24 protein-coding genes, 2 pseudogenes and 1 riboswitch are annotated in these 26,535 nt (G+C 33.0%); of the genes and pseudogenes, 21 read left to right on the top strand and 5 right to left on the bottom strand.

Going from position 1 to position 26,535, the window contains the following annotated elements; genetic code table 11:
- Positions 1–3: 3 nt before the first annotated feature.
- The 10 genes from BN2144_RS02585 (at position 4) to BN2144_RS02540 (ending at position 8,965) form a co-directional block, all read left to right on the top strand.
- The gene (locus tag BN2144_RS02585) at positions 4–237 is read left to right on the top strand and encodes a DUF3949 domain-containing protein (RefSeq protein WP_230199690.1); all 234 of its coding nucleotides are present in this window, start codon (positions 4–6) and stop codon (positions 235–237) included.
- A gap of 428 nt (positions 238–665) precedes the next feature.
- The gene (locus BN2144_RS02580) at positions 666–2,102 is read left to right on the top strand and encodes a polysaccharide deacetylase family protein (protein WP_050632182.1); all 1,437 of its coding nucleotides are present in this window, start codon (positions 666–668) and stop codon (positions 2,100–2,102) included.
- Between the two features lie 240 nt (positions 2,103–2,342).
- Positions 2,343–2,837, top strand: coding sequence for an RNA polymerase sigma factor (locus BN2144_RS02575; protein WP_050632181.1), 495 nt, complete (start codon positions 2,343–2,345; stop codon positions 2,835–2,837).
- Between the two features lie 57 nt (positions 2,838–2,894).
- Complete coding sequence (locus BN2144_RS02570; RefSeq protein ID WP_033826795.1) at positions 2,895–3,653, top strand: hypothetical protein; 759 nt, start codon at positions 2,895–2,897, stop codon at positions 3,651–3,653.
- Positions 3,641–4,513, top strand: a complete 873-nt coding sequence (locus BN2144_RS02565; protein WP_033826794.1) for an ABC transporter ATP-binding protein — start codon at positions 3,641–3,643, stop codon at positions 4,511–4,513. Before BN2144_RS02570 ends, BN2144_RS02565 begins: the two co-directional genes overlap by 13 nt.
- Positions 4,514–4,518: 5 nt before the next feature.
- Positions 4,519–5,757 carry an ABC transporter permease subunit gene (locus tag BN2144_RS02560; RefSeq protein ID WP_033826793.1) on the top strand — a complete coding sequence of 413 codons (1,239 nt, stop codon included), beginning with the start codon at positions 4,519–4,521 and terminating at the stop codon, positions 5,755–5,757.
- A gap of 2 nt (positions 5,758–5,759) precedes the next feature.
- Complete coding sequence (locus tag BN2144_RS02555) at positions 5,760–6,164, top strand: hypothetical protein (protein ID WP_033826792.1); 405 nt, start codon at positions 5,760–5,762, stop codon at positions 6,162–6,164.
- Positions 6,165–6,194: 30 nt separating this feature from the next.
- Positions 6,195–6,839 (top strand): hypothetical protein, encoded by a 645-nt coding sequence (locus BN2144_RS02550; RefSeq protein WP_033826791.1) that lies wholly within the window; start codon positions 6,195–6,197, stop codon positions 6,837–6,839.
- Between the two features lie 221 nt (positions 6,840–7,060).
- On the top strand, positions 7,061–7,672 hold the full coding sequence (locus BN2144_RS02545) for a 50S ribosomal protein L25/general stress protein Ctc (protein WP_033826790.1): 612 nt from the start codon (positions 7,061–7,063) through the stop codon (positions 7,670–7,672).
- Positions 7,673–8,011: 339 nt separating this feature from the next.
- Complete coding sequence (locus BN2144_RS02540) at positions 8,012–8,965, top strand: methyl-accepting chemotaxis protein (RefSeq protein WP_033826789.1); 954 nt, start codon at positions 8,012–8,014, stop codon at positions 8,963–8,965.
- 192 nt (positions 8,966–9,157) lie between these two features.
- On the opposite strand, the gene BN2144_RS02535 is transcribed toward BN2144_RS02540, so the two are convergent.
- Positions 9,158–10,066 carry an EamA family transporter gene (locus BN2144_RS02535; RefSeq protein ID WP_033826788.1) on the bottom strand — a complete coding sequence of 303 codons (909 nt, stop codon included), beginning with the start codon at positions 10,064–10,066 and terminating at the stop codon, positions 9,158–9,160.
- A gap of 258 nt (positions 10,067–10,324) precedes the next feature.
- Between BN2144_RS02535 and BN2144_RS02530 the strand changes: the two genes are divergently transcribed.
- The 5 genes from BN2144_RS02530 to BN2144_RS02510 all read left to right on the top strand — a co-directional run bounded on the left by BN2144_RS02530 (position 10,325) and on the right by BN2144_RS02510 (position 14,472).
- The gene (locus tag BN2144_RS02530; RefSeq protein ID WP_187366951.1) at positions 10,325–10,909 is read left to right on the top strand and encodes a VanZ family protein; all 585 of its coding nucleotides are present in this window, start codon (positions 10,325–10,327) and stop codon (positions 10,907–10,909) included.
- A 102-nt stretch (positions 10,910–11,011) separates the two neighbouring features.
- Positions 11,012–11,200, top strand: a riboswitch (Lysine riboswitch).
- A gap of 121 nt (positions 11,201–11,321) precedes the next feature.
- Positions 11,322–12,170, top strand: a complete 849-nt coding sequence (locus BN2144_RS02525; RefSeq protein ID WP_033826787.1) for a transporter substrate-binding domain-containing protein — start codon at positions 11,322–11,324, stop codon at positions 12,168–12,170.
- A 118-nt stretch (positions 12,171–12,288) separates the two neighbouring features.
- A complete protein-coding gene (locus BN2144_RS02520; RefSeq protein WP_033826786.1) occupies positions 12,289–13,047 on the top strand; it encodes an amino acid ABC transporter permease in 759 nt (252 codons plus the stop codon).
- 16 nt (positions 13,048–13,063) lie between these two features.
- Complete coding sequence (locus tag BN2144_RS02515) at positions 13,064–13,807, top strand: amino acid ABC transporter ATP-binding protein (RefSeq protein ID WP_033826785.1); 744 nt, start codon at positions 13,064–13,066, stop codon at positions 13,805–13,807.
- A 350-nt stretch (positions 13,808–14,157) separates the two neighbouring features.
- Positions 14,158–14,472: a nitrous oxide-stimulated promoter family protein gene (locus BN2144_RS02510; protein WP_033826784.1), complete on the top strand. Its 315-nt coding sequence runs from the start codon at positions 14,158–14,160 to the stop codon at positions 14,470–14,472.
- Positions 14,473–14,553: 81 nt separating this feature from the next.
- Here BN2144_RS02510 and BN2144_RS02505 read toward each other — a convergent pair whose 3' ends face one another.
- Positions 14,554–15,822 carry a glycoside hydrolase family 18 protein gene (locus tag BN2144_RS02505; protein WP_033826783.1) on the bottom strand — a complete coding sequence of 423 codons (1,269 nt, stop codon included), beginning with the start codon at positions 15,820–15,822 and terminating at the stop codon, positions 14,554–14,556.
- A 208-nt stretch (positions 15,823–16,030) separates the two neighbouring features.
- On the opposite strand from BN2144_RS02505, the gene istA reads away from it, so the two are divergent.
- From istA to BN2144_RS02480, 4 genes and pseudogenes are all read left to right on the top strand, one after another.
- Positions 16,031–17,572 (top strand): IS21 family transposase, encoded by a 1,542-nt coding sequence (gene istA / locus BN2144_RS02500; protein ID WP_456061792.1) that lies wholly within the window; start codon positions 16,031–16,033, stop codon positions 17,570–17,572.
- Positions 17,565–18,332: an IS21-like element helper ATPase IstB gene (istB, locus tag BN2144_RS02495; RefSeq protein WP_033826781.1), complete on the top strand. Its 768-nt coding sequence runs from the start codon at positions 17,565–17,567 to the stop codon at positions 18,330–18,332. Before istA ends, istB begins: the two co-directional genes overlap by 8 nt.
- A gap of 590 nt (positions 18,333–18,922) precedes the next feature.
- Complete coding sequence (locus BN2144_RS02490; RefSeq protein WP_033826780.1) at positions 18,923–19,357, top strand: HIT family protein; 435 nt, start codon at positions 18,923–18,925, stop codon at positions 19,355–19,357.
- 998 nt (positions 19,358–20,355) lie between these two features.
- Positions 20,356–20,907: pseudogene (locus BN2144_RS02480) on the top strand (ATP-binding protein); the annotation flags it as partial.
- Positions 20,908–21,870: 963 nt separating this feature from the next.
- Here BN2144_RS02480 and BN2144_RS02475 read toward each other — a convergent pair.
- On the bottom strand, positions 21,871–22,410 hold the full coding sequence (locus BN2144_RS02475) for a thioredoxin-like domain-containing protein (RefSeq protein WP_033826778.1): 540 nt from the start codon (positions 22,408–22,410) through the stop codon (positions 21,871–21,873).
- 17 nt (positions 22,411–22,427) lie between these two features.
- Positions 22,428–22,949: a hypothetical protein gene (locus tag BN2144_RS02470; RefSeq protein ID WP_033826777.1), complete on the bottom strand. Its 522-nt coding sequence runs from the start codon at positions 22,947–22,949 to the stop codon at positions 22,428–22,430.
- 390 nt (positions 22,950–23,339) lie between these two features.
- On the opposite strand from BN2144_RS02470, the gene BN2144_RS02465 reads away from it, so the two are divergent.
- Positions 23,340–24,950: an ABC transporter ATP-binding protein gene (locus BN2144_RS02465; protein WP_222860068.1), complete on the top strand. Its 1,611-nt coding sequence runs from the start codon at positions 23,340–23,342 to the stop codon at positions 24,948–24,950.
- A 17-nt stretch (positions 24,951–24,967) separates the two neighbouring features.
- Entirely contained in the window at positions 24,968–25,501 is a 534-nt protein-coding gene (locus BN2144_RS20830) for a MauE/DoxX family redox-associated membrane protein (RefSeq protein WP_033826775.1), read from the top strand.
- A gap of 758 nt (positions 25,502–26,259) precedes the next feature.
- On the opposite strand, the pseudogene BN2144_RS19005 reads toward BN2144_RS20830, so the two are convergent.
- Positions 26,260–26,535 (bottom strand): annotated as a pseudogene (locus BN2144_RS19005) (transposase); the annotation flags it as partial.

Genomic DNA, 26,535 nt, shown 5'->3' with positions numbered 1-26,535 from the left:
GTATTGCTATCGTTACTTTTCTTGCCGGTACAATATCCGTATATTAAGGAGCTTAAAGAACGAAGAAAAGCAAATGGAGCCAAGGGAATTAGTCAAGATGAAATGATTGATAAAATGAGCTTTGAGGAACAACAACTAACGTATAATGTACAAGGAAATGTATTCATGCTTGTTTCAAATTTAATTGCAGAACTTATTTATTATGTGAAACATAAAAAGAAAAAGGATAGTGTCTAATATCATTAGACAGTGTACGTACAAGGTAATATCTTTTGCCTTGTATTTTTTTGGCTAATAGGAAAGTATAAATATTCCTGATATACATAAGCGCACAAGGAAGGCTACGAGCATTGTATCGCAACCGAAAAAAGGCTTTTTCTACTAACTACGGATCTTGGTTTCCTGAAAGATCTGGCGTCCCTCGAGTTTTTTTATCTTTGCCGAATATAGTTCTCCTCCAAATAAAGATAAAAATATTTTCTATCTTTTCCTCATTTATTTCGTTTATAATTAAACGTAGCAACTTGTCGAATACTGCTGAAAAAAAGGACTTTCCCTAGTGATAAAATTATAATTTTAATAGTTCGTATATTAGAAATGCCCTTTTATTTCTTGCGTAAACCATATACAATTATAGTAAGATTAAAGACCGGAGAGATATTCAAATGAAGAACAAGTATAAAGTTATTTTAATTGTAATCATATCCATTTTTCTAACAGCTTGTCAAACGGTGTCGGTAAATAATGCGACAAAATCCGTACAAATGCAAAATAAAACAAAATCCTCCACAGATTATCCTGGCTTAAATATTCAATCAACCATCGTAGAAAATGTGGCCTATCAATATTCCATTCATGTCCCCTATTTGAATAAAAAAATGTGGGATCAAGAGATGCAACTATGGACATCCAACACCGTAACGAACTTTATCCATGAAGCGAAAACCCACTTGACACCTGATAAAATAGGTCCACATGAATTACACATTGATTTTGAAATATTCTCTTATACAGCTGAAGTTTTATCAGTGAAATTTAATAAAACTGAACATCTAAGAGGCACAACTCCGAAACAAAGTAAAATCATTTATAACTTTGACCGTCAGTCTAATAAGTTTCTTTCAATATCCGACTTATTTAAAAAGGATTCCAATTATCTTGTTCGATTATCGCAACTCACGTATGAAAAGCTAATGGAAGATCAAGATTTTAAAAAAAGTGCAAAAGAAAAAACTATACGAAAGGGACTTGAGCCAAAAGTAGATCACTTTAACCACTTTCTTATAAAAGATAATAAACTGATTATTTTATTAACACCAGAACAAACTGGTGACCAATCGGGTAAAGAACGGCAAATCGCTATAGATGAAAGTGAACTAAGTGATATATTATTGAATAAGTATGTGAAAAGTACTACGAATAAGGATAGAAATGTGCAAGCAAGTGTAACTAAGAAAGTATCAAGTAAAAAGAAAGCTGTTTTGGATCCTAAGAAAAAACATGTTGCACTCACTTTTGATGATGGACCACATCCAACCGTTACACCAAGGATTCTTGATATATTAGCAAAACACCATGCACATGCAACATTTTTCGTTTTAGGAAATCGAGCTGAGTTTTATCCGAATCTTTTACAAAGAGCGGTTTTAGAGGGGCATGAAATTGGGAGTCACTCTTGGAGTCATCCACAATTAACCAAGCTAAAGCCAAAACAAATCGAAAGTCAGCTAGATAAAACAGATGAACAAATAAAAATGGCTACAGGGAAACCGGCTGGACTCGTCCGCCCGCCATATGGTGCTTTAAATGATACCGTAAAATCAATTGCAGGTAGACCGATAATCAATTGGTCGGTCGATACGGAAGATTGGAAGAGCCGCAATGCCAATAAAATTATTGCCCAGGTGAAGAGACAAGTAAGTGATGGATCGATTATTCTTATGCATGATATATATCCGACAACGGCTCAGTCACTTGACAAAGTATTAGATTGGCTAAACAAAGAAGGTTATCTAGTAGTAACCGTTAGTGATTTATTAGGATTTACCAATAATCCAGAAAGCATTGAAGCTGGTAAGGTATATTCATTTAAAATAAAATAAAAAATTTTGAACCGAGCATGAAAGTGTTCGGTTTTTTCTCTGTCAAAATTTAATAAAAGGGCTGTTTCCTTAAAGATTGCTTTATTACCTTTGTTGTTATTCACTATTTCGGACGCGCATCTTTAAGCATACTTCACAATTCGTAGCTCATTTTTGAAAACAGCCAAAAAGATTTAAATCTTTTAAAACTATTTCTATCAAATCACGAATATATAAGTGACATCAGGAAAGTGAGTGTTTATGGTGATGACTGCAGAAAAGAGATGGATTCGAAAAATTGTACAAAATGCTGACAAGGAAAGTGCAAATAAACTAATTGAAAAATACTATCGTGAAATTTATGTTTTTGTTTTTAAACAAATGTTGGATGAGCACCTATCACTTGATTTCACCCAAGAAATCTTTATCCGGATGTTACAATCCATTAAGCACTATGACCCCAGTAAATCAAGTTTTCGTACATGGTTATATCGTATCGCAACAAATCACTGTATCGATTATTTTCGCTCGAAGGAATTTAAAATACGTCAACGAATCGACTTTGTTGATACTGTAGACGAAGAGGGATCAGATGAGGTTGAGCTAACACTTGAATTTAAAGAAGATTACGAGGTAGTTCAAAATCTTTTAGCAAAGAAACCGGAACTTGTCCAAAAAATTATTCGTTATAAAATTTTTCTTGACTACACATTTGGGAAATTGCCGAAATGGAATGTATTCCAGAATCAACTGTGAAAACGAATTACTATAAGACAATAAAACAACTTAGAAAAGAAATGGAGGTTTATTTTCATGGAAAAATTTGAAGTGAAAATGCCATCGGATACAGAAATTGATGAACAAATATCGATTATTGTAGCGAAGGGATTAACGAAAAAGCAAACCATTTTTCATAATGTACGGACTATTTGGAGGGTTTTTCCTAATCGGTGGTTACTATTTGGTAAGGGAGAAGGAATTTTTTCGCTTATTTTATTACTATGTGTGATTTTGTTTACAGTATTATTGACAAAAAATCAATCGTTTGAAATGAATCAATTTTATGCATATGTGTTTACTCTATCTCCATTTATTTTTATTAGTTCAGCCATTTTTACTTTTCTAGATAAAAAGCTTAATGGCACATTTGAAATAGAGATGACGGCAAAATATACCGTTTATCAAATGTTAGCGATTCGAATGTTTTTCTATAGTTTATATGCCAGTGTCATAAATATTACTTTTATCATGATTGTTTCACAGTTTATAGGGATTGATGTGTTTCGGGCAATTGCCATTACGTTGTCTAGTTTATTTCTTTTTGCTACATGCTTATTGATTTTGTACAAGGAAAAGCATCTTTACTTTCGTATGAGTATTTTTTGTTTTACATGGGCGGCAGGGAATATATATCTTTATCAATTGTTAAAAGAAACATATACCCAAGTAGTGGAACAAATTCCATTAACAGTCTATTTCATTCTTGTACTTCTAATTATTCGGTTTTACTTCTACGTATTAAAGCAATTTTTCACAAGAAATCAAGGAGGCGCTTATGAATGCTTATCTTAGAAAACGTTAGTAAAAGATATGGAAATTTTCAAGCTTTACAAGAAATTAATATGGAATTGGAAAATGGTATTTATGGACTGTTAGCTCCAAATGGTGCAGGAAAAACGACATTAATTAAAATGCTTGCCACGTTGATGAGACCATCAGAAGGGAAAATCACTTATGGTGGTAAGGATATATTTGTACTGGATGAAGAATATCGAGACTTATTAGGGTATTTACCACAGCAATTTGGTTTTTATAAGCATTATTCTCCGGTTCAATTTTTATCATATTTAGCTGCCTTAAAAGGAATTGATAAAGAAACAGCTGAGGTTCGAATTGATGAAGTTTTAGAAATGGTGGCCTTAAGTGATGTAAGAAATAAAAAAATGCGGAAATTCTCAGGGGGGATGATTCAACGCGTTGGAATAGCACAAGCGTTGTTGAATAATCCAAAAGTCCTTATTTTAGACGAACCGACTGCTGGACTTGATCCAAAAGAACGTGCGCGGTTTCGACATCTCTTATCAGAATTAGCAAGAGATCGAATGATTTTACTTTCTACCCATATTGTTTCAGATGTCGAGTCAATTGCGAATGAAATTATTATGATTAAGAATAAGAAACTTTTATATAAAAGTGAACCTTCAGCAATTTGTAACACGTTAGCTGGATCAGTATTCGAAACAGAGGTTGAGTTTAACGATTTAGCAAATTTCGCGAAAAAATATGTAACATTAGCGGAAAAACATGATAAAGGGAAAATGATTGTTCGTTTCGTGGCAGAGAAAGAAAAAAGTTTGGAGTGGCAAGTAATGAAGCCGCAACTGGAAGATGTATTTTTATACGAATATGCTAATGAAAGTACGAGTGGGTGATAAGCATGCGAATTACGCTATTCGAATTACAAAAGGTGTTCCGCACGCCGGTTATTCTATTTTTACTCATTGTGTTTATTGGTTTCAATACCTTTCTTATCTTCTCGAATGCCCAATTTAGGGATGAACTTAAAGTAGTGAATCAAATCGTCGAAAAATATGGACTGACTTTTAATGACAGTACATTAGAGCAATTAAATAGAGATATCGATAAAGAAATGACAAAAATTGATTCGAATTTTCATACAGCAGAAGATTTTTTTAATCAATTAACATACAAAAAATACGAAACATATAACGTAAAAAATCAGAAGGCGATTGATCAATTATCTTTATTTTTCATGTATTATACGAATGCACTAAGTTTAGACAAACGCTATCAAACGATAAATATCGAAAAAATAGGTGAAGGGTTAAAGGAAACATATCAAATATCTGGGATAGCTGCTAAATTTATCGATTACGAGCATAAAAAACTCGAACCACGGTTTCAAGAAATGGTAAAAAGCGAAGAATACAAAACTTGGTTTTTTGCAGGAGATGTATATCGAATGCATAGTTTGTTGTTCCGTTCAATTTTAAAAACGCTTGCTGTAGAAGGAACAATTTTAGTTGTCTTAATAACCGCACTATTAGCTTGTTATGAAAAGGACCAGAATACAAGTCTCGTTACTTTTTCCACAAAAGTAGGAAGAAATGTGATGAAAAGAAAGTTGTTTGCGTCTTTAATAAGTTCGGTTATTGTTGGTTTCGTTCTGTTTGTAACAATGCTTGTGACTTACTTTACTCTGTTTGATTATCATCATTTGTGGAAATCTGTTATATCTAGCGGCTTGAATTGGGAATATAACTTACCATATGTTACTTGGTGGAAAATTAGTTTTTCTCAATTCTTATGTTTGGCGATTATCATTATTTTTCTCACGTGGCTATTAATCTCTATGCTGACTTTTGCCTTATCAATATTTATTCAAAATAGTTATATTACAACAATTGCAACTTATTTAACTTTGTTAGCGATGTTTGTTATCCCGAGTTATATTGCATCTTCATCCGTGTTACTTCTTTTAAGTCAAGTGAACTTAACGTTACTAATATTGAACCCACATATGTATTTTAATGGATTGGCAGGATTAACTGGATTTGAGCACCATGAATTGATAACAATCTCTTGCTGGACAATGATGATTGGAATACTCGTATGGATTACGTTAAGACGATTTAGTAGAAAGGATCTCGTTTAATTATGAATATATTTTGGATTGAGTTTAAAAAGTTTTTTACTTGGCCGGTTATCATACTAGCGCTCGTAGCAAATGTATTATTATTTCAGCTGTTAATAAGTTTTGATTTGAAGTATTTCCCAAACGGTCGCCCGGCAAAAGATTTATTCGGAGTTGAGCGAGAAATGATTGAGAAGTACGGTGAATCTTTAAATGAAAAAGAATATCAAGACTTTGTTTCTATGTACGAGAAGCGAGTAGCTGATGCAGATGAATTTTTACAGAAGAATCAAAAGGCGATAGCAGCTGCTGTATCTACTTATCAAGAATATAGAAATTCAAATCGGGATAATCAAGCCATTCATGCGCTTCAAGATTATCTTATGTTTGAAGAAGGAATTGATTTGTTTTGGGAACTACAAGCGTGAGAATCGGTTATGGAGAGCTATAAATATAGAGTGGAAACTTTGGAGGCAGAAGGAAGGGATTTTTCAGATAAAGGAAAAGAACGCGTTCAAGAAATGATTACAAACGGAAAATTTTCTTATTACGAATCTATGGTTCTCGATAACTTCTCTACTTACTCAAGTAATGTCCTAATCATCATCTTGTTTACAATATCGATTGTACTGTCACCGATATTTTTACGCGATAAGATGAGACGTGTCATTCCTCTTCAATATACGAGTAAAATTGGGAGGAGGATTTTTAATGAGAAGTACTTGGCTGGCCTTGTTATGACAGGACTTTTACTTACACTGTTGGTCATCATCTATAGTGGATTATATTTAACGAACGATACATCGAGATATTTCTTTATGCATTTGTATAGTATGTCACTCATGGTTCCTTGGTATGATTTAACATTTGCTCAATATATTACTCTTACAATTATCGCAATCTACGTAATTGGATTCATTTTTGGTATTATAACAATGATGACATCAGCAATTGTGAAAAATTATATCGCACAAATTGGGTGTCAAATCGTTACAATTAGTGCTTTTATATGGTTAATTGTACCAATATGTGTGGAACGAATGATTTGGGTAGGATATATGCAGTGGGTCGTACCTTGTATATATAGTGCTAGTGATAGGTAGTGTCCTGTTGTATAAAGGAGTAAAACGAAAGGATTTAGTGAATGATTTGCTTTAAATTGGATTCGGGAATGACAAATTTATAACATATCTAATATAAGAAGGGTTCTAAAATAGTTCGAAAAGTTTGATAAAGTATTGGCTGTTTACTATAATAAGGGCGTTCGTTAATAAGAACCTCATTAGACATTTGTCTAAAATTCTGAGACGGAAGGTGACGTGCTATGGGAAAAAAGTTAGTCGCGGAAGTACGAAAGGATTTTAGAAAATCAGCTTTAAAGAATTTAAGAAATAATGGTCGTATTCCTGCTGTTGTATATGGCCGAGGGGAGGAAACAAAGGAAGTTTCCGTTAACCGAAGTGATTTATTGAAATTGCTCCGAGAGCATGGGAGAAATGCATTAATTTCGCTAGACTTGAATGGTGAAGTGAAGGATGCAGTTCTGAGCGATTACCAAGTCGATTCAATAACACAAGAAGTTTTACATGCTGACTTTCTTTTAGTTGATATGGCTACTGAAATTCAAGCAAGAGTCCCTATAACATTAGTTGGAAATGCGAAAGGTGTTCAAACTGGTGGTGAATTACAGCAATTATTATATGAAGTAACCATCACTTCAAAACCGAGAGAAATTCCTGAATATATAGAAGTTGATATTTCGGAATTGGAAATTGGTGATGTAGTAAAAGTTGCGGATCTTCGTGAAAAATACAGCTCAATTACTATAAATCATGAAGATGACGATGGAATTGCTTCAGTCACCGCTTCAAGAGTTACTCTAGAAGATGCTGAAGAGGAAGTCGCTCCTACATCTGAACCAGTTGAAGCTTTATAGAGTAATACATTTGTGCGGAAAATGGTGCCCATTCATTGTTAAGGCATCATTTTTGGCTTTTCGAGGGATATTGTTTTTCAGTTTATGAGGAGCACGAGTAGCAATCAACGCATAGATCCGGCCTATGAACGTGAAATTGAGGGAATCGGGCAAAAAAGAGCTCATAGAACCGATCTATGAGCCTAAAAATCGGGGAATCGGGCAAAAAAGAGCTTATAGAACCATTCTATGAACTTAAAAATCAAGAAGTCAGGCAAAAAATAGCATATCGAACAATTCTATTTGTGTTATGATTACATTGAACTATATAAAAACATCATAAAGAAAGAGGAATACTCTATGTTCACGAAAAATAAGCCGAAACAAGAGGATATCAACCTATTAAAAGAAAAAATTGATGAATTAAATCAAAAACTAAAAGAAAAAGAAGATGCTTTTCAAATCTTCTTAAACAATATACATAAAGAATTGCTATCCACAATGGAAGCCAATGAAAAAGTGAATGATGAGCACCATGTCATTATGAAATTAGTAGAAAAAATTAGTCATGAGTATCAAGGTGTAGAGGAAAGCACGCTAAAAAACCAAGAAAACTCAAACACAATGCTCAAGAAAGGCAACTCCCTTCTTACATCAACAGAATCAATGGTAACTGTATCAGAAAAGGGGAAAGCTTCGATTGATGAAGTGAAAAATATAATTGACGACTTAGGACAACAATCTAAAGAAACTTCCCAAAGTATGAATCAATTAAGTGAAAGTTCCAAGGAAATTGAAGGAATTGTAAACGTTATTAGCCATATATCAGAAAATATTAATCTCTTAGCATTAAATGCATCGATTGAGGCATCACGTGCTGGGGAGCATGGTAGAGGTTTTGCAGTCGTTGCAACTGAAATTAGAAAGTTAGCGGAAAGTGCTAAGGAAAGTACAACAAATATAAATGAGTTAACGAAAAAGGTGCAAAAGGAAATTCTTCAAGCGAATACAAACAGCCAACAAAGTAATGTATTAATTACTCAAGGTGTGAATGCCAATCTACAAGCAAATCAAGAAGTTAATAAATTATTAGGAATCATCCATGCTGTAAAAGAAGAAGTACTCCAATTAATAAAAATCATAAATACCCAACATGGAATAAGTGAAGATGTCCTCAAAAAATTTACGACGACTGCTGAACTGTTCCAAGAAACAAACGATATGATTGTCGATCATATTAAAGAAGGAGAATTGATTAGCAGTAAATTACTTGAAGCGTTAGACGAAGTGAAGAAATATAAAGAAATCATGTAGACATCTAAAATATGATTAAAAATATTTAATAATTTTGATACGAGATGTGAAAAATGTATCGAATCCTCGTCTATGGAAATGATATCTATAAAAACAATTCTAACTTATAAGTTCGTTGAGGAGCCATTAAAAGAAGATTTTTTCTATAATAAAAAGTGTTGCCGCCCTATAAGAGGACGAAGCAACACTTTTTTACATTTCATCGGCGATACCGAGTAAAGCAATCCCCATCACAACAATCATAATCATTGCATAATGAACGGTACTTAATTTTTCCTTTAAAAATATCCGCGATAGAATGACTGAAACGACACTATAGGAAGCAATTAACGGTGCAGCAATAATTGCTCGCTCTGTCATTGCGAATACATAAAAGAATTGCCCAGCTGTTTCAAAAACCGCCGCAGAAGTTCTTACAGGTTGTTTAAATACGTTGAACGCTTCTTTTTTAATAAAATAAATATAGATGTAGGAGACGATGGCAATGAGTAGCCATGTGAATTCGTATGCTAGTAGAGCCGCATCTTCACTAATTAAACTTAATTCATCTAAATAAATTCCATCGGCAAACGTTCCTAGTGCATCAAAAAACGCATATAAAATTGGGAATGTAATTGCCAAAATACTTAATTGATATTTTGGGTCAACGACTGCATTTTCCGCCTTTAACGCTGCAGTTTGGGCACGTTTTTCCAATACACCTAATCCAATAACACCTAATGTAATAAACACAATCCCAGCTATATTAATCCAGCCAACTGGACGAGGGAAAAAGATGTATAATAGGATGGCAGTAATGGCACCAGATGAATTTTGGACAGGTGAAGAAATAGATAATTCAATGTAACGCAACCCGAAATATCCGATTAGCATTGAGATGATATACATGGAAGAAACAGGTAAATACTTTACCATATCTATCGGGTCAAACTGAAGTCCTTTAATAAGCATATATAAAATGGCATGAATCCCCATTACTAAGCCGACCATAATGCCAACTTTTAAATGGCTATAGTTATCATTACTATCAGAACCTTTTTTATAGAAAAGGTCTGCCGTTCCCCACGATAATGTCGTGAGTATCGCAAATAGAAACCACATGATTTGTATTCTCCTCTTTCTAACAATATGTATTTTTGGATGAATGATAGGAACAAAAAACGTTTATTATTATACAGGAAATTAATAATGAAATCTACAGGAAAAAGGATGGGGTATGTTTTTAAAAAAAGAACTGATAGACTTTATGTGCTACATTTGTCTATACGAATGTTATGTAAAAATATTTTACAAATAAATGGTAATTACGTTACAGTAATAGTCTATAGCAAAAGATCACCATATGAAAGGGAATTTGAAATGCAGGAAATTTTACAATTTATAAAAGCGATGTTACCAACGATTCGTTCAGCGATTCCAATCTATTTAGTAGGAAGATTCATGTTTTATCTAATTATGAGAAGAAGAGGTTTTAAAACGAATTTCCGCCACGAGTTACTTTTACTAATCTTTGTCTTATTTATGGCAGGACTCGCTTCTCAAACGGTCATCTCACAAAATCTTATTCAGGACGGGATAGCAGAGAGTGGGGAGTTACGGGTGAATTTAACACCTTTCCATAAGTTGACGGAAATACAGACAGCTCTACAGTATAATAATGTCCATTACATTCTAATAGAAGTATTTGGAAATATTGCGATGTTTGCTGTTATTGGTTTCCTGCTACCTTTATTATGGTCAGAATTTGAAAGTTTTAAAAATATCGTGTTGATCTCATTTACTATTTCTTTAGTTATAGAAACAACCCAATTATTTCTCCCAAGGGCGACAGATGTCGACGATTTAATTATGAATACGTTAGGTGGAGTCATTGGTTATATGATTTACCGTATAGGGAGGCGCATTTTTCCAAATGTGATAAAAACACATGAAAGAGATTTTTAATAACTATAGGATTCCTTCATTTCTTAAATCGTAACGGTTGACACAAATATATCCTTATAGTAGTCTATATTTATATAATTTCATATAAAACCTCACTACATAAGGTGAGGTAGAGGCGCGATATTTAACAGTCTTTGGTGGAGCTTGAGAAGGCGCTGATACTAAGGAGAAGGAAATATCGCCGAAGCTTGTAATACTTTTCTCGGTATTACTTGCTGGGCTTACAGTGAATAATTGTAAGACTGTCTCAGTTAACAAATCCCAAGTTATCTGAGTTGTGCTATCTCCATTTTGGGAAATGTAGGGAGGGACTAGGTGCAGAATGAATATACGCGACCTGAGTTCAACTCAGGTCGCTTTTTATTATAATTTCGAAATTGCAAAATATTGAAAAAGGAAGAGGAGAAAGAAAATGAGGAATAAGTTCTGGATGCTAATAACGTTTACTATTTTGGCAATGTTTGTTTTAGCAGGATGTGGTTCAAGTGATTCAGCAGGGAAAAACGGTGGTTCGAATAAAAAAGATGATAATACGTTTAAAGTTGGAATGGAAGCTGGTTACCCTCCATTTAACTGGACGCAAACGAATGATTCAAACGGCGCTGTGAAAATTGAAGGAAGCCAAGAATATGCTGGTGGATACGATGTGGAAATCGCGAAGAAAATTGCTGAAGGATTAGGAAAAAAATTAGTCGTTGTGAAAACAGAATGGGACGGATTAATCCCTGCCTTACAATCTGGGAAAATTGATGCAGTTATCGCAGGAATGTCCCCTACAAAAGAAAGGAAAGAGTCTATTGATTTTACAGACATTTACTATAACTCCAATTTAGTTATGGTTGTAAAAAAAGGCAGCAAGTATGAAGACGCAACATCTATTCAAGATTTTAAAGGTGCAAAAGTGACAGCTCAATTGAATACATTCCACTATTCAGTGATTGACCAAATTAAAGGAGTGGACAAACAACAACCGAGTGATAACTTCCCTGCAATGAGAGTTGCCTTAGAATCTGGTGTTATTGACGGATATGTAACAGAACGGCCAGAAGCTGTAAGTGCCTCATCTGCAAATAACGACTTTGTGATGGTAGAATTTGAAGATGGGTTCAAAACATCAACAGAAGATACAGCGATTGCAGTCGGTATTAAAAAAGGTAGTGAATTAAAGGAAAAAATTAATGAAATTTTATCAAAAATCCCAGAAGAACAACAACAAGAAATAATGGATGCTGCAATTAAAAACCAACCAGCAGCAGAATAACGTAAAGGGGGGTGTCTAAAAGGTGTGGCACCACGTATAAACGATAGGAGATATTATCGTTTTCGTGGCATCTGCCCCCAAATTAGACACCTCTTACTTTTATTTTAGGAGGATATGTATGAGCTTCGAATGGATCGTTAAAATTTTTATAGAAAACTGGCCGATGTTCTTAAGAGGAGCAGGAATCACGCTATTAATCGCCTTAATTGGTACAATTGTCGGGGCAATCATTGGATTAATTATTGGTGTCATTCGAACGATACCGATGCCAGAAAAAGGTGTAAAACGGTTCCTATTAAAATTTGTTCATATCATTTTATCAATCTATATCGAGATCTTCCGTGGAACGCCAATGATTGTACAAGCTATGGTCATTTACTTTGGTACCGCATTAGCGTTTGGACTAGATATTGACAGACTATGGGCAGCCTTTTTCATCGTTTCAATCAATACCGGTGCATATATGTCAGAAATCGTTCGCGGTGGAATTGTTTCCATTGATAAAGGTCAATTTGAAGCAGCTCAAGCAATTGGAATGAGCCATTTTCAAACAATGACAAATGTCGTTTTACCACAAGTATTACGAAATATTTTACCTGCGACAGGAAATGAATTTGTCATTAATATAAAGGATACTTCGGTATTGAACGTCATTTCTGTATCAGAGCTGTTCTTTGCAACGAAATCTATTGCTGGTAATAATTTTAGATATTTTGAATCGTTTTTTATTGCTTCAGTTATTTACTTAGTCATGACGATTACCGTCACTCGAATTTTACGTTATTTAGAGAGAAAGTTAGAAGGGCCGGAAAATTACAACTTAGCGGGAAATCAAATGCAAGTAAAAACACCAGATATCCCATCGTCGCAAAACTAAAAGGGGGACGCAGAAAATGAATACAGTCATCGATATTCAACATTTGAATAAATCATTTGGGGATCACGAAGTATTAAAAGATATCAATTTTTCCGTAAAAAAAGGTGAAGTCGTAAGCATCATCGGGTCATCTGGTTCTGGGAAATCGACATTGCTTCGTTGTATTAACCTGCTTGAAAAGCCTACAGGTGGAGCGATTATTTATCAAGGAAAAAATATATTAGATGATGCCCATGACATTAATCAATATCGGACAAAATTAGGAATGGTATTTCAACAATTTAATTTGTTTAATAACCATAATGTGTTAAATAATTGTATTGTTGGTCAAGTGAAAGTATTAAAACGGCAAAAGGAAGAAGCAAAACAACTCGCGATGAAATATTTAAAAGTAGTTGGGATGGAGCAGTATATCGATGCAAAGCCGAAACATTTATCTGGTGGGCAAAAACAACGGGTAGCGATAGCAAGAGCACTCTGTATGGAGCCGGATGTACTTCTCTTTGATGAGCCGACATCTGCGCTTGATCCAGAGATGGTCGGGGAAGTATTGAAAGTCATGAAGCAATTAGCGGAATCTGGTTTAACGATGCTCGTTGTTACGCATGAAATGGAATTTGCGAGAGAAGTTTCGGACCGAGTCGTGTTTATGGATAAAGGGGTTATTGCCGAAGAAGGAACTCCAGAACAAATTTTTAATCATCCGAAGCAAGACCGTACTCGCGCATTTTTAAAACGAACATTAAAAATGGAAATTTAAGCAGGGGTCAAGAGAATCGTAGGCATTTCCGAGATACTTGCCTTGATCATTTTATAGAGGTCTCATTATTATATAAGATTGGAGCGAATGTATAAAGGAAGTAACCGTATATCCGGTATAAAAGCCGATGTACGGTTATTTTTATATTTTCAGAATGCATGTTCATTCAGCATGCATGTTCATTCAGCATTTCAATATAGATTCCTTGTTGATTGTTTACTATAAAACGAGTAATGAAGAAATATTTTTTTCATTGAAGCAATGTTAGTAAATTTTTAAAAATGAAAGGGAATTAAGCCAACGAGCTATGATAATGTTAAATTAAGGAAATAATGAAAGAGGTGTTCCGAATGAGAAAGTTAAACGATGGTCCAAACATTCAGAAGGAGAAAGAAACGGTTCAACAAATGATTACGATTTACTGTCGGAAAAAACATCATCAGAAGGAACTATGTGAGGAATGTAAAGATTTGTTACAATATGCACATAAAAGACTATCATATTGTCGATTTGGTGAGGATAAAACCGCTTGCTCAAACTGTAAAGTCCATTGTTATAAGCCTGTGTATCGCCAAAAGATTAAAGAGGTTATGCGTTATTCTGGACCGTGGATGCTCCTTTATCACCCTGTATATTCTGTTTTGCACCTATTAAATGGAAAATAAACTAGCTTTCCCATCTTGTATGTAAGCGAATGATGCAGTAAAAACAAGAAGTCTAACCCCAATGAATGAGGTTAGACCTCTCTATCTTTTTCGAATTGTAAAATTACCACGCAACAGTTGCCAATTCTGTGGAAATGGATAACCAAGTGCCCAATAACTGACCCCTCTTAATCGATATTCTTTCACTGTATCAAATTTCGCCTGAGCACTTCTCGCATCTTCAAACCAAACAACGTGAGAGCGCCCTTGTTGATCTTGGTAAGTGAAAAACGGTGATTGAGTCGTGTTATCATATTGGATGGTCGCCCCGTATTTTGTTGCCCTTCTAATTGCCTCTTGCATACTAAATGTTTCTGCTTCTTGACCTTTTACATGTGGGAGCAGCCAATCACGCGCATAAACTTGAAATCCCATGAAAATTTTGTCCCTCGGTATGACTGAAACGGCATAATCGAGAACACGTCGAATTTGATTTAATGGTGAAATGGATTGAGGTGGTCCAAGTCGATATCCCCATTCATACGTCATTAATACAACAAAATCAACGATACGGCCATGTGCGGGATAATCATGAGCTTCATAGAGTAAGCCTTTTTGGTCACCACTTGTTTTTGGTGCTAATGCCGTTGAAACGAAGAAACCTTCTGGATGGAGACGGTTCACGGCACGTTGCAAAAATTGATTATAGTTTTCTCGGTCTTCTGGATAGACATTTTCAAAATCAATATTAATTCCCTGGTAGCCCTTTGCTCGCATAATCGTGATTGCGTTTGTTAGCAACCGATCCTGTAAATCAGCACTCGATAAAATGGTATGAGCTAAGCGAGAGCCAGGGTCGCGATAAGTAAAGTTTGTAATACAGAGCATCGGTACGGCACCGGTTGCTTTCGCTGCTTGTAAGAAAGCTGTGTCATTAATCGGAGTTAGTCCACCATCGGCTGTCATCGTGTATGCAAAAGGTGAGGCGTAAGTTAAAAGTGAGCCAACTTCTTGAATTTCTTTCCCAGCTTGTTCTCCTTGATTGGTTGTGTAAGCATTGACATCAATAATCGGCTTTCTAAAAGGAATCGTTAGTCGGGTTCCTGGAAAAAGGACGTTTGGATTTTGAATGTTATTTTGGCGAATGAGTTCTTGAAGCGGCACTTGGTATTGGTTTGCAATTTGCCATAGGGTTTCTCCTGAACGGACCATATGGACTTTATAAGACGTAGGAATAACGAGAGCAAGACCGATAACTAGATTATTTGGGGATTCGAGTTCATTTGCTGATACGATTTGATTGATTGGAACACCGTATGTTTGAGAGATAGCCCACAATGTATCTCCGCGCTGAACAACATGAATAACCACAATTCTCCTCCTTAGTAAAAAGACATTCCATTGTAATACGTATGCAAGTGATTAGGGGAATATGTTTATTTGAATAATGATTCGTAAGGAAGCTATGAATGTATATGTTAATCTAAAACTGAGCCACCTTATTAATTGAAAAGTGAGCCACTTTTGATAGAAAATAACCCTGACATTATTGTTAGGGGGAGTATCAGAGGTGATTACTTTGAATGTGAAACAACAAATAATAAAGATGCATTTGGAGGGAAAAAGTCAGAGGAAGATTGCAAAAGAATTGAAAAAATCTAGAAATACAGTAAAAAAATATATAAAGGAGTTCGAAAATAGTAAGTTAACGGATGTTCGAAATTTACCAATACCAGAGGAGATTATAAAACCACCAACTTACACAAAAAGAGTTGGTAGGAAAAGAGTATTAAGTGATGAAATTATCGAGAAAATTCGAGGATATATAAAAGAAAATGAGTGGAAAAGAGAGAATAATTTAGGTAAACAACAAATGAAAATCATTGATATGCATGAAAAGTTGATAGAGGAAGGGTGTGAAATTAGTTATACCACAGTACGTAATTTTGTAAACACGGAGCTAGCAAAGAAAAACGAGGTATTCATACGTAGAAATTGCGAACCTGGTTATGAAGTGGAATTTGATTGGGGAGAAATTAAAATCGAGGTGAATGGAAAATTAAGAAGCTATTCCCTAGCGGTTTTCACTTTAGCACATAGTAATTATCGATTTGCGAAAATCTATGAGTCTGAAACCATGGTTTGTGTTTTAGACATCCATTCCTTATTTATTGAACACATTGGTTTTATCCCTACGGTATTTACCTATGACAATATGAGGACTGTGGTTAAATCGTTCATAGGATCAGAAAGGGAAATCACCGACGGTATGAAAAATATTTCAGATTATTATGGGTTTAAAATTCGACTATGTGAACCAAGAAAGGGAAATGAAAAAGGCCACGTTGAACGTAGTGTAGAGTACATTCGTAGAAAGGCATTTTCATCAAATTATAAATTTACAAGTTTAAAAGAGGCAGAGGAACATTTGACAAGGGTACTAATAAGAATCAACCAGCAGTTACATCACCAGCATTTATTAAAACACATTGAATTAATGGAACACGAAAGGTCTGTATCCAAGCCAGCAATAACTCCTTTTGACGTTGCAGAGTTAATAGAATGTCGGGTGGATAAGTATAGTACAGTTGTCATAAAACAGAATCATTATTCTGTGCCAGAAGGACATGTTGGGAAATTTATTAAAGCAAAAGTAGGAGCTGAAAAAATCAAACTATTTATCGATGGGGAGCTTGTAGCAGAACACAAACGGAATTGGGGCTTACATCAGTGGGAAATGAATATTTATCACTATCTAAAAACCTTTGAAAAGAAAAAAGGTGCCATAGCTCAAAGTGAATGTTTGAAGCAGGCACCGGATGAAATTAAAATGATATACACCAATTATTATACAGGAAATGAAAAAGACTTCATAGAGTTACTTTTATATATTCAAGAAAAAGATAATTTAGGGCAAGTGTTAGAAGCTATTGAGAAACTAAATAATATTCGCTTTGGTTTTGTCACTACAGAAAGAATACAATTCATCTGTGAGCAAACCAATACTGACAAGTTAACTGATGAGAACAAGGACGACATCATGAAACAGTCAGAAAGAAATCTAAAAGCCTACGCAGATATGTTTGATCAATCTGAAGAAGGAGATATCTTATATGGATAAAAGGCAAGAGATTATTGAGCTGTGTAAGGAATTGCGTTTGCCTAGTATTCGAAGGATGGTCAATGATGAAAGTAATTTCAAAAAACCGGATGAGGCATTTGAAGTGTTACTTCAGGTGCTTCATCAAGAACATAGCGACCGACTGATACGGTCGAAACAGAATCGAATACGTACAGCCAATTTCCCACAGAAAAAATTATTGGAAGAATTAGTTGAAAGTTCTTTACCTGATCAGGCCCGACAAAAGTTACCTTATTTAAAAACGTTAAAGTTTATTGAAGAAGGACAAAATGTGATTTTTACAGGTTCACCCGGTACGGGGAAGTCGCACATTTCTATAGCACTCGGTATAGAAGCCTGTTTAGCTGGATATAAAGTCTTCTTTGCGACAGTACCATCTCTAATTAATCAACTTAAAGAATACAAATCTGAAAGAACTCTTCGCTCATTTGAATTGAAATTTGAAAGATATGATTTAGTAATCATTGATGAACTTGGATATATCTCATTTGATAAAGAAGGAGCAGAACTATTATTTACGCATTTATCATTACGTGCAGGGAGAAAGTCTACAATCATTACAAGCAATTTACCATTTTTAAAATGGCAAGAAATCTTTCATGATCCAGTTTTAACAGCTGCCTTAACGGATCGGCTTACACATAAGTCACATGTTATTAATATGAATGGGCCATCTTTTAGAATGAAAGAAACAAAGGCTTGGATGAATTTAAATAAATTCGAGGTGGCTCAAAATTAAATTGCGAAATGGCTCACTTTTCACTTGCGAAATACATATGAATACATGGAGAGTTATAAATCAAGCAAGTCGTCCATTAAATGTTATGTATTTTAAATATACTTTACAGATGCTATGTCTATTTGACGCTTACATCTATATATAAAGTAGCTAGCATTTAATATCAATCATTATTTTATTTCTCGACTCTGCTTTCTCTCATATATAACCCCAAAATAAACAATTGCTATGAAAATAAAGTTTTGCTAAATCCAACCTGATTTCGTTTGGAAAATCTTCTGCGAATTCGGGATCTCTTCAATGTCAACCCTTACCAATCCAGTCTTTTCTCATATTTTGATTTTGTATTATGGTAAAACTATTTTTTAACTTCTGAAATCATTCTCATCTTAAAAATCTTTAATTTGTTTTGGAATATAGAAGAGAGAAAAGGGTTATTAAGAATGTGAAGACAATGTAACTTACAATTATATTGTTATTAACCTTTTGGAAATATGATAATATAAATTAATAAAATAATTAAATTGAAGTATTGTTCCTTAACTATAGGCAGATCTATGCAAGATATATAAAATGAGGAGATTTTGAATATGAAACATGAAGTAAAATGTTTAGGGTGTAGCTTAGCAAATAAAACCGAGCCGGTAAATATTGTGTATGAAAATGATTATGTTACTTGTTTTTTGGACCACGAACCTTTTAATGAAGGGCATACCTTAATTCTGCCTAAAAAACATTTCGTGGATGTTGATAAACTTGATAATGAAACTGCTAGTGCAATTATGAGTGCTTCTATTCTAATATCAAAAGCGTTAAAGCAGTTATACAAACCTGACGGGATTACTGTTACTCAAAATGGTGGCATCTTTAATGAATTAACTCATTACCATATGCACGTTGTTCCCAGATACAAAAATCAATCGTTTGCAGATTTCTATAATGAGGATGTAGTATTAAATGGAAATATCAGAGAACTATCATATACTAAGAATTTGTTAAAGAAAGCAATAGACAAGTTGACATAGAGTTTCCAACTTCAAGTAAAGGGTACCAGGCTTAAAGAATTAGTGATGTACCCATCTTTAAAAAAATTACTATCTTTCTGTAAACCTCTTGGTTTCCAAGCCATTTTTGTTCTTACCTGCTGGATCTTTGCTGATTTTAAAGGAAAAAGCGAAGAGAAGACGAGGAGAAAATATGCACCTAGTTGTTTCTCGAAAAAACCATTCAATCGACTTGTTTTACTCCAATATGAGTATAACCTAAAACTGAATCTGACAGTGGATTCAGTCTTTTTTATTTATTTTATAATTTCTAAATTAATCGCTTAATAAGGATTATATAGTATAGCTGTATGAGGTTGAAGGAAATAAGAGTTAGAAAGTGAAGAGGCAATAATTTTATGAAAATTGATAAATAAAAAAGTTGATGGAGACCATAAGAGATGGTAATCATGGGTTTATATTCTTGAGTTAGATAATCTGATGCCAAATTAAATAATAAACTAATCGAGGGAATACTCAAAAATCAAAGGGTTTTGATTAAATATTATTTAATTATGAGTTCATGGATCCGTTATGCACGTTTAACAGGGGACGGGTATTGCTTCTATCATGAATAGGAATCGGTTTGTATAAAAATATCATAATTGAAGTGTTTTGTAGGTAATTAATAATCATGGAATAACTATATTACAACTAAAAAAATAGGTAAAAAGATTAATTTTTACTAGTTTATCAATTATAGGGACTAGAGTAAATGGAAAACCAAATGCAGTAGTAAAAATCCACTTACTTGATTACGGCCAGTAGTTTTTACCACCTCTGCCATCTTTTTTACCAGACATTGACAAAATATTTACCAAGCCATGCCAGTTTATTTCCCAAGGGAGCTCCTCTAACCAATTATGATAGAGGAGCTTTTTGAATTTAAGGTCAACCATTAAAATACTCTATTATCATTTTTCTAGTAAGCGTCAAATAGGCCCCACCAAGTTAAAAGGTGGGGCCTATTTGACGCTTACGATGAATTTAAGATAGATGAACAAGCATCCCTGAGCACACGCCAATTAAATCAACTGAAGGAACTTACTTGGCTTGAGCAGCAATATAATTTAATTTTATTAGGCCCACCGGGGTCGGGAAAGACACATGTTTCTATTGGCCTTGGATTGGAAGCTATTCAAAAGGGATTCAAAGTTGCGTTCTCTAAGATGGGTGAGCTCACCCACCTGTTAAAAACCGAAGAGTACATTAGAAAGTCACAAATGCAAATCAAACGAATAAAGGAATCGGATTTGATGGTTATTGACAATCTGATGTATATGGCCATGGATCGGAGGGAAGTGAATTTGTTTTTTCACCTAATAAATCATCTATATGAACGTAGCTCTGTTATTTTGACCTCAAACAAAGGGCCAGAGCAATGGGGGGAATTGATGGGAGATCAAGGGATTACAACAGCTATTCTGGATCGATTACTCCATAGAGTAGAAGTGATCCAATTAAATGAAAATGACAGTTATAGAATTAAAAATAGAACTACCATTTTTGGGAAGGAAAGTGTTCAAAATTAATTAGCAGAAAGTGTTCAAAACTACTTGACGGTGACAAAAGCGTGTAAAGACAATCGTAGTATGGAAATAAAATTATCATATGAACTACTTTGCAACGCAATTTCAAGTTCTAAAAGGGATTTGGCTGTCTTTAAGAAAATATCAATAACCCAATGCATTCTATGGATTCGGAAAGTTTTATTTAATATGCCAATATTATACATAAGTGTTCTTTGATGATAGTAATTATTGGAGAATTTAGGTATTGTTTGATTTACAGAGGTTAATAATTTTAAAGATGTGCTTGAACAGCTAATAAAAATGGTGCTTTGTTGATAAGCTAAATATAAAATTGTGTTCAAATAGTCCATAATTGTAATTAATCATATCAAGCGCTAGGTCTGGATAATTTTTTTGATAAATAACATTAGTAGGTAGTGATTTTCAATCGTTAATTACACCCATAAACAGCATTAAAAGAAATGCTATAACTGCGAAATTAGAGATACTCGCCTTTCAAAAGACGTATTCGGCTCCAGATTTCAAAGTTGGTATTCAGTGTATTAAGGTAAGTCAAAACAAGGTATTGAAAGAAAAAGATTATGTATCCACATTATTCGCATTATGTTTTCTGATATCTATGATTCTATTGCTAGAGGCATTTTAAAGATAGTTTACTTGTCAAACGATTTAGGTTCCTTTGTGCAAGATTAGATTGCTTCCTTGATGGAGCATAATGTCGCTGTAGTCTCCGTGCAAACCAGTATCTTATTAATATACGGGTAAAGAGGAAAAGGCAAAAACAAAATATTTAACTAAAAAACCGAACTAAATTTCGAAACGACAGCTGGTTGTTTTGTTATTGTTCGGTTTTTTTGTAAACTGTATTTTTTCTTAAAATTCATTTGGATTTTAGAGTAATCATATAGTTATATCCAAGGTTTTATAGGGGTAAAAATCCAATCCTAAAATATGGAGAAAATTTTAACTAACTTTTTTTATAAAAGTAGAAATTTCTTCAACAAAACTATTATAACTACCAATTATATCTGAGACTTTTACTATCATTCCTTCTTCACCAACTACAATTAAAGTTGGTAAACTTGTAATTAGGAAATCATCGAAGAGCTTTTTATCAATAATTATATTTAGGTGTTTCTCTGCTTCAGTAACTAGTGTATCCTTTTGTATTATTACGAGTTCAACATTTCTTTTTAATTTTGGAACTAATTCAACTAAATGGTTCGAAATATCTTTACAAGTAGAACAATATGGATCTTTAAAAAGAAGTAATTGGTATTCATTATCATAAACGTTTATTTTTTTTCCATTTATTGTTTTTTTATTGATTTGTGGACTAGTTCTACCTGATACCATTCTATTTGGTCTAACCTTATCATCTCCAATAAACATAATCCTATTTAAAAACGTTGCAATAAGTTTAGCCAACTTAAACATGAAGACCATTTCAATTATTAATAAGACCATAATAATACCTAAAACAATCAATACAAAAGTATTCATTTAATCATCTCCTTTAGTTATAAATTATCTAGTATATTGTTTTCCATTAAATATTCTATTCTTCTAATTATACCTGTAACCTCCACAATTTTTTTATTTTTAATAATTATGTATTGAGGATATTGAAATAAGTTATAGTTTATTAGTAAGTTATTGGGAATATTTAATTGATAATAATTTTTCTTGGTATTTATAACTTCCTTCTCCTCAATCCAAATTTCACTATTATCATCATTTACTGCAACAAGGTGTAAAAAATCTAAATTAAATTGATTGACAACACTAATTGCTTCCTCGTAAGAACCTTGACAAGCTGAGCAAGTAGGGGAAGTCAACAAAACTATAGTTATTTCTTCAGTTAGTAACTCTCTAGAAAACGGAAATACTTTTCCTACTAAGGGATGCTTTAATCCGTTAACTCTTTCAAATTTTTTGTTAGGCATAAGATTAACTAGAAATTCTAGCTTTTTGAATTGCTTTATAAACAGATTAAATAGAAATATGTATGTTCCAAATAGCCCCAATAGAAGATAATACATTTTAGAAAGCCCCTTTTAAAAGTAGTCTTATAACAAAAGTTTATATTTTATCGAATTTCTAATAAGTAATTTACAAAAAATATTCTAGGTTAATTTTATTTTTTTGTCAATTGTTGCAATTATAATAATTGTGCCTTATTATACAGGCAAATGGATTTTCTGAGGAGGGGAAAAATCAGTGTGAAAAATTTGGGAAGAGCATTCAGTTTAGTATGGAAAGTTTGTAAATTTCAACTTCTCTCCTTTATTCTTTTGAGCATTGTTTTCAGTATATTGCCATTAGTGAACCTGATGATTATGAATAATATAATAAATACTGTGAGTTCAATAATCCAAGGGAAGGACAAATACTATAACATAGCAATTTTTTTAATAATTCTTCAATGTACTGTGAATGTAATTTCAATTTCTATGACTTATATACAGCAGTTTTTAACCACTAAGATAGAGTTTCAATTAGATCATTTTGTAGATAAAAAAATAAATTTGAAACTAGATAATCTATCTTATGAACACTTTGAGTATCCCGATTTTTATAACCGCTTTAACAGAGTAGTAAAAAACGGGAGTATTGCTTCAAATCTATTAAGTCCTGTTAAAAGTTTAATTGAAATAATCGGAGGTATTATTTCGTTAATATCCATTATTATCTTGTTATTTAATATTCATTGGATTTTAGTGCTACTAAGCATCATATCATTTTTACCTTTTCTAATTTTTAACTCTCGATTTGGAAAAGAAGATTATAAATTAATTAAATATCAGACCCTAGATAAAAGAAAATCAAATTATTATAAGGCTCTATTACACGATAAGCAAAGTATCAAAGAAATAAGATTATTTAATCTTACTAAATATTTCACTAACAAATGGGAAAATTTATACTTAAAAAATATGAGGGAATCAATCCATCTTGCAAGTAAACAGACAAAACATAGAATTTTTTTAGAAACATTTAAATACTGTGTTTATGGTGTAGCATCCTTATTCGTTATTAGATTAATCTCAAAGGAAAAGGCAAAAATAGGTGACTTTGTTATGATTGTACAGGCAATTCAACAAGTTCAATCTATGTCAACAGTTATTGCATCTTCTATATCTAAAATTTATTCTAATCTATTCTACATAAATGATTACTTTGAATTAATGGACCTCATAGAAAAAGCTGATGAACATGCTAATTTAACGGATGGTGAAGATATAACAAATATTTATAGCATTGAATTTGTAAATGTAACATTTAAATATCCAAATAGCTCTCAGACTATACTAAAAGGTATTAATCTACATATAAGAGCTGGGGAGAAAATAGCTATTGTAGGTGAAAATGGATCAGGAAAGACAACATTAATTCTATGTTTATTAGGTTTTTACAGACTTACGAACGGTTACATCAAGATTAACAATAAAGTCATAGAACAATATAATCTAGAATCGTTAAGAAAGAGATTTACAGTAATATTTCAAGATTTTATGCGGTATGCGTTTACAATTAGAGAAAATATTGAAATAGGTGATATTGATTATATAGGTAATCAGAAAAAGTTTTACGATGCATCAAGAGTTAGTGGAGTAGATGATTTTGTGAAATCATTAGAAAGAGGATATGATACCCATTTAAGCAAGTTTTTTGAAGAAGGCATCGACCTGTCTGGAGGGCAATGGCAAAAAATAGCTATTGCACGAACAGTTTATAGAAATACAGATGTACTAATATTGGATGAACCTACTTCATCACTTGATCCTAGGAGTGAGTATGAAATATATAAGCAATTCGATAAACTTTCATCAGATAAGATAACAATTAACATATCACATAGGTTAGCTTATATTAAAAACGTAGATATGATTTATGTCTTAGATAAAGGAACTATAGTAGAAAAAGGTACTCACAATGAATTACTAAGTAAAAATGGTATTTACTCTGAAATGTATAACAATCAATCAAGGATAATGTTAAACGATAACTCTAATGTTCAGGTTCAATCTATGTTTGTATAAAAAGGAGGAAAAATACTTTGTCCCATATATTATTTTTTATCGAAGTAGTATTAGGAGGTATATTACTATCGTCTGCCATTGATCATTCAAAGAATCGGTACATTTTTCAAAATGAAATTAGAAAATATAATTTAATAAAGAATAAGGTTTTAATTAATGATTTATCAGTAATAATTATTCTATTAGAATTTGTACTCGGTTTATTTTTTGTATTACATATATCAAAATGGACGTCTATTATAGGGAGTATTTTATTGTTTCTTTTGTTTACTTTTGCTATCTTAATAAACTTAATTAAAGGTAATGTAAATATTAACTGTGGATGCGGTGGAATTGTAGGAGATCAATTACTCTCTTGGAAACTACTAATTAGGAATATTTATATTATACTATTGTTAATATTCGATCTTATTTACTCATATATATTAACGGACAGCAAGACAGTCTATAATCCTGCAATTATATCTATTATCTATGGAACTGCTTTATTAACACTATTAATTATTAAAACGAACGCTTATCTAAAAAAGATAGGTGAGCTATTAACTTGATGGTATAACGGATAATTATATTAAAAAAATATTTATCTAAATATTCCAAATTATATATTGACATATAATACTAACTATTATATATTTATAGAAAAAGGATTAGGAGGTAAAAGTCTATGAAAGACTTACTAGGAATTGTAGAACCGCAGTATCTTATTTGCTCTTGTACTAGATCTAGGAAATATTGTGTTGCCGGAAATTTTTGGTGCTCAGTAACAAGGGGTTCAGTACTAAAAGAAGATTTCTACGATTGTAGGACTGGAGATATTTGTGGAACTAAAACCCATGGTTGTATGCAAGATTGTGGAATTATTGCTGGATGGACTTGATAAAAAGTATTGGCATTTTCATTGGGGAAATTTTTTCAAAGTTTTAAAACTTATGCCCTAATTAAGAAAGAAAAAAACAAAATGCGAGCAGTATGCTCGCAAATATTTTTCAACTTACAAAACTTATTTTGATATACGTTAATAGTTATTTAATATGAATTTTTACTTATAAATTATTTAATTGTTTACGATAGCTGAATAAACAGCGATGATTACAAAAAAGGATGATTATTCCTGAAATATTCATAGCTTACAAATCTTAGCTATGTTCAACCGGAATTTCGTGAACCTTTGGTAAAAAGGAACAGTTTCCCAATTTAGAGTCCAATTATTTGAGTCTTTTTCCTTAGTGGGTCTGATTTTGGGCAGACTTCCCCCCTTGACCGAAAAAAATATTTTTTTCAGTTAGATCAATCTCAATGTTTAAGTTTATTCAATCTGGAGTTTTTGAATTCGACCCAGTACGTTCCATAAGAATTTCTGATAAACGAAGCTAGATGATAACTTAAAATAAAGGGATCTGCCTGATTTTACTAGTCTACTGGTTACTTTGATGATTCGAGTACGTATGGTGTCAATTTGCATCGTCTTTTGCCCTTCTGGGAAGCAAAGTGTCCGTAACCAATTGGTTTAGTTATAAGCGAGAAGAGTCAACATCATCTTAGCCACGTTAACAAGGTAAGAATGGCTATTCATTCGATCGAA

Source organism: Bacillus andreraoultii, assembly GCF_001244735.1.
Classification (GTDB): domain Bacteria; phylum Bacillota; class Bacilli; order Bacillales; family Caldibacillaceae; genus Caldifermentibacillus; species Caldifermentibacillus andreraoultii.
The sequence above is the reverse complement of the archived record's forward strand: the minus strand, read 5'-3'. Positions and strand labels throughout refer to the sequence as shown.

Excerpts from the sequence above, each read along its gene's own strand:
- BN2144_RS02565 (WP_033826794.1), top strand. The coding sequence starts at position 3,641 with ATGCTTATCTTAGAAAACGTTAGTAAAAGATATGGAAATTTTCAAGCT.
- BN2144_RS02575 (WP_050632181.1), top strand. The coding sequence starts at position 2,343 with ATGGTGATGACTGCAGAAAAGAGATGGATTCGAAAAATTGTACAAAAT.
- BN2144_RS02515 (WP_033826785.1), top strand. The coding sequence starts at position 13,064 with ATGAATACAGTCATCGATATTCAACATTTGAATAAATCATTTGGGGAT.
- BN2144_RS02475 (WP_033826778.1), bottom strand. The coding sequence starts at position 22,410 with ATGAATACTTTTGTATTGATTGTTTTAGGTATTATTATGGTCTTATTA.
- istB (WP_033826781.1), top strand. The coding sequence starts at position 17,565 with ATGGATAAAAGGCAAGAGATTATTGAGCTGTGTAAGGAATTGCGTTTG.
- BN2144_RS02510 (WP_033826784.1), top strand. The coding sequence starts at position 14,158 with ATGAGAAAGTTAAACGATGGTCCAAACATTCAGAAGGAGAAAGAAACG.
- BN2144_RS02560 (WP_033826793.1), top strand. The coding sequence starts at position 4,519 with ATGCGAATTACGCTATTCGAATTACAAAAGGTGTTCCGCACGCCGGTT.
- BN2144_RS02540 (WP_033826789.1), top strand. The coding sequence starts at position 8,012 with ATGTTCACGAAAAATAAGCCGAAACAAGAGGATATCAACCTATTAAAA.
- BN2144_RS02490 (WP_033826780.1), top strand. The coding sequence starts at position 18,923 with ATGAAACATGAAGTAAAATGTTTAGGGTGTAGCTTAGCAAATAAAACC.
- BN2144_RS02520 (WP_033826786.1), top strand. The coding sequence starts at position 12,289 with ATGAGCTTCGAATGGATCGTTAAAATTTTTATAGAAAACTGGCCGATG.
- BN2144_RS02530 (WP_187366951.1), top strand. The coding sequence starts at position 10,325 with ATGCAGGAAATTTTACAATTTATAAAAGCGATGTTACCAACGATTCGT.
- BN2144_RS02580 (WP_050632182.1), top strand. The coding sequence starts at position 666 with ATGAAGAACAAGTATAAAGTTATTTTAATTGTAATCATATCCATTTTT.
- BN2144_RS02555 (WP_033826792.1), top strand. The coding sequence starts at position 5,760 with ATGAATATATTTTGGATTGAGTTTAAAAAGTTTTTTACTTGGCCGGTT.
- BN2144_RS02535 (WP_033826788.1), bottom strand. The coding sequence starts at position 10,066 with ATGTGGTTTCTATTTGCGATACTCACGACATTATCGTGGGGAACGGCA.
- BN2144_RS02525 (WP_033826787.1), top strand. The coding sequence starts at position 11,322 with ATGAGGAATAAGTTCTGGATGCTAATAACGTTTACTATTTTGGCAATG.
- BN2144_RS02545 (WP_033826790.1), top strand. The coding sequence starts at position 7,061 with ATGGGAAAAAAGTTAGTCGCGGAAGTACGAAAGGATTTTAGAAAATCA.
- BN2144_RS02570 (WP_033826795.1), top strand. The coding sequence starts at position 2,895 with ATGGAAAAATTTGAAGTGAAAATGCCATCGGATACAGAAATTGATGAA.
- BN2144_RS02470 (WP_033826777.1), bottom strand. The coding sequence starts at position 22,949 with ATGTATTATCTTCTATTGGGGCTATTTGGAACATACATATTTCTATTT.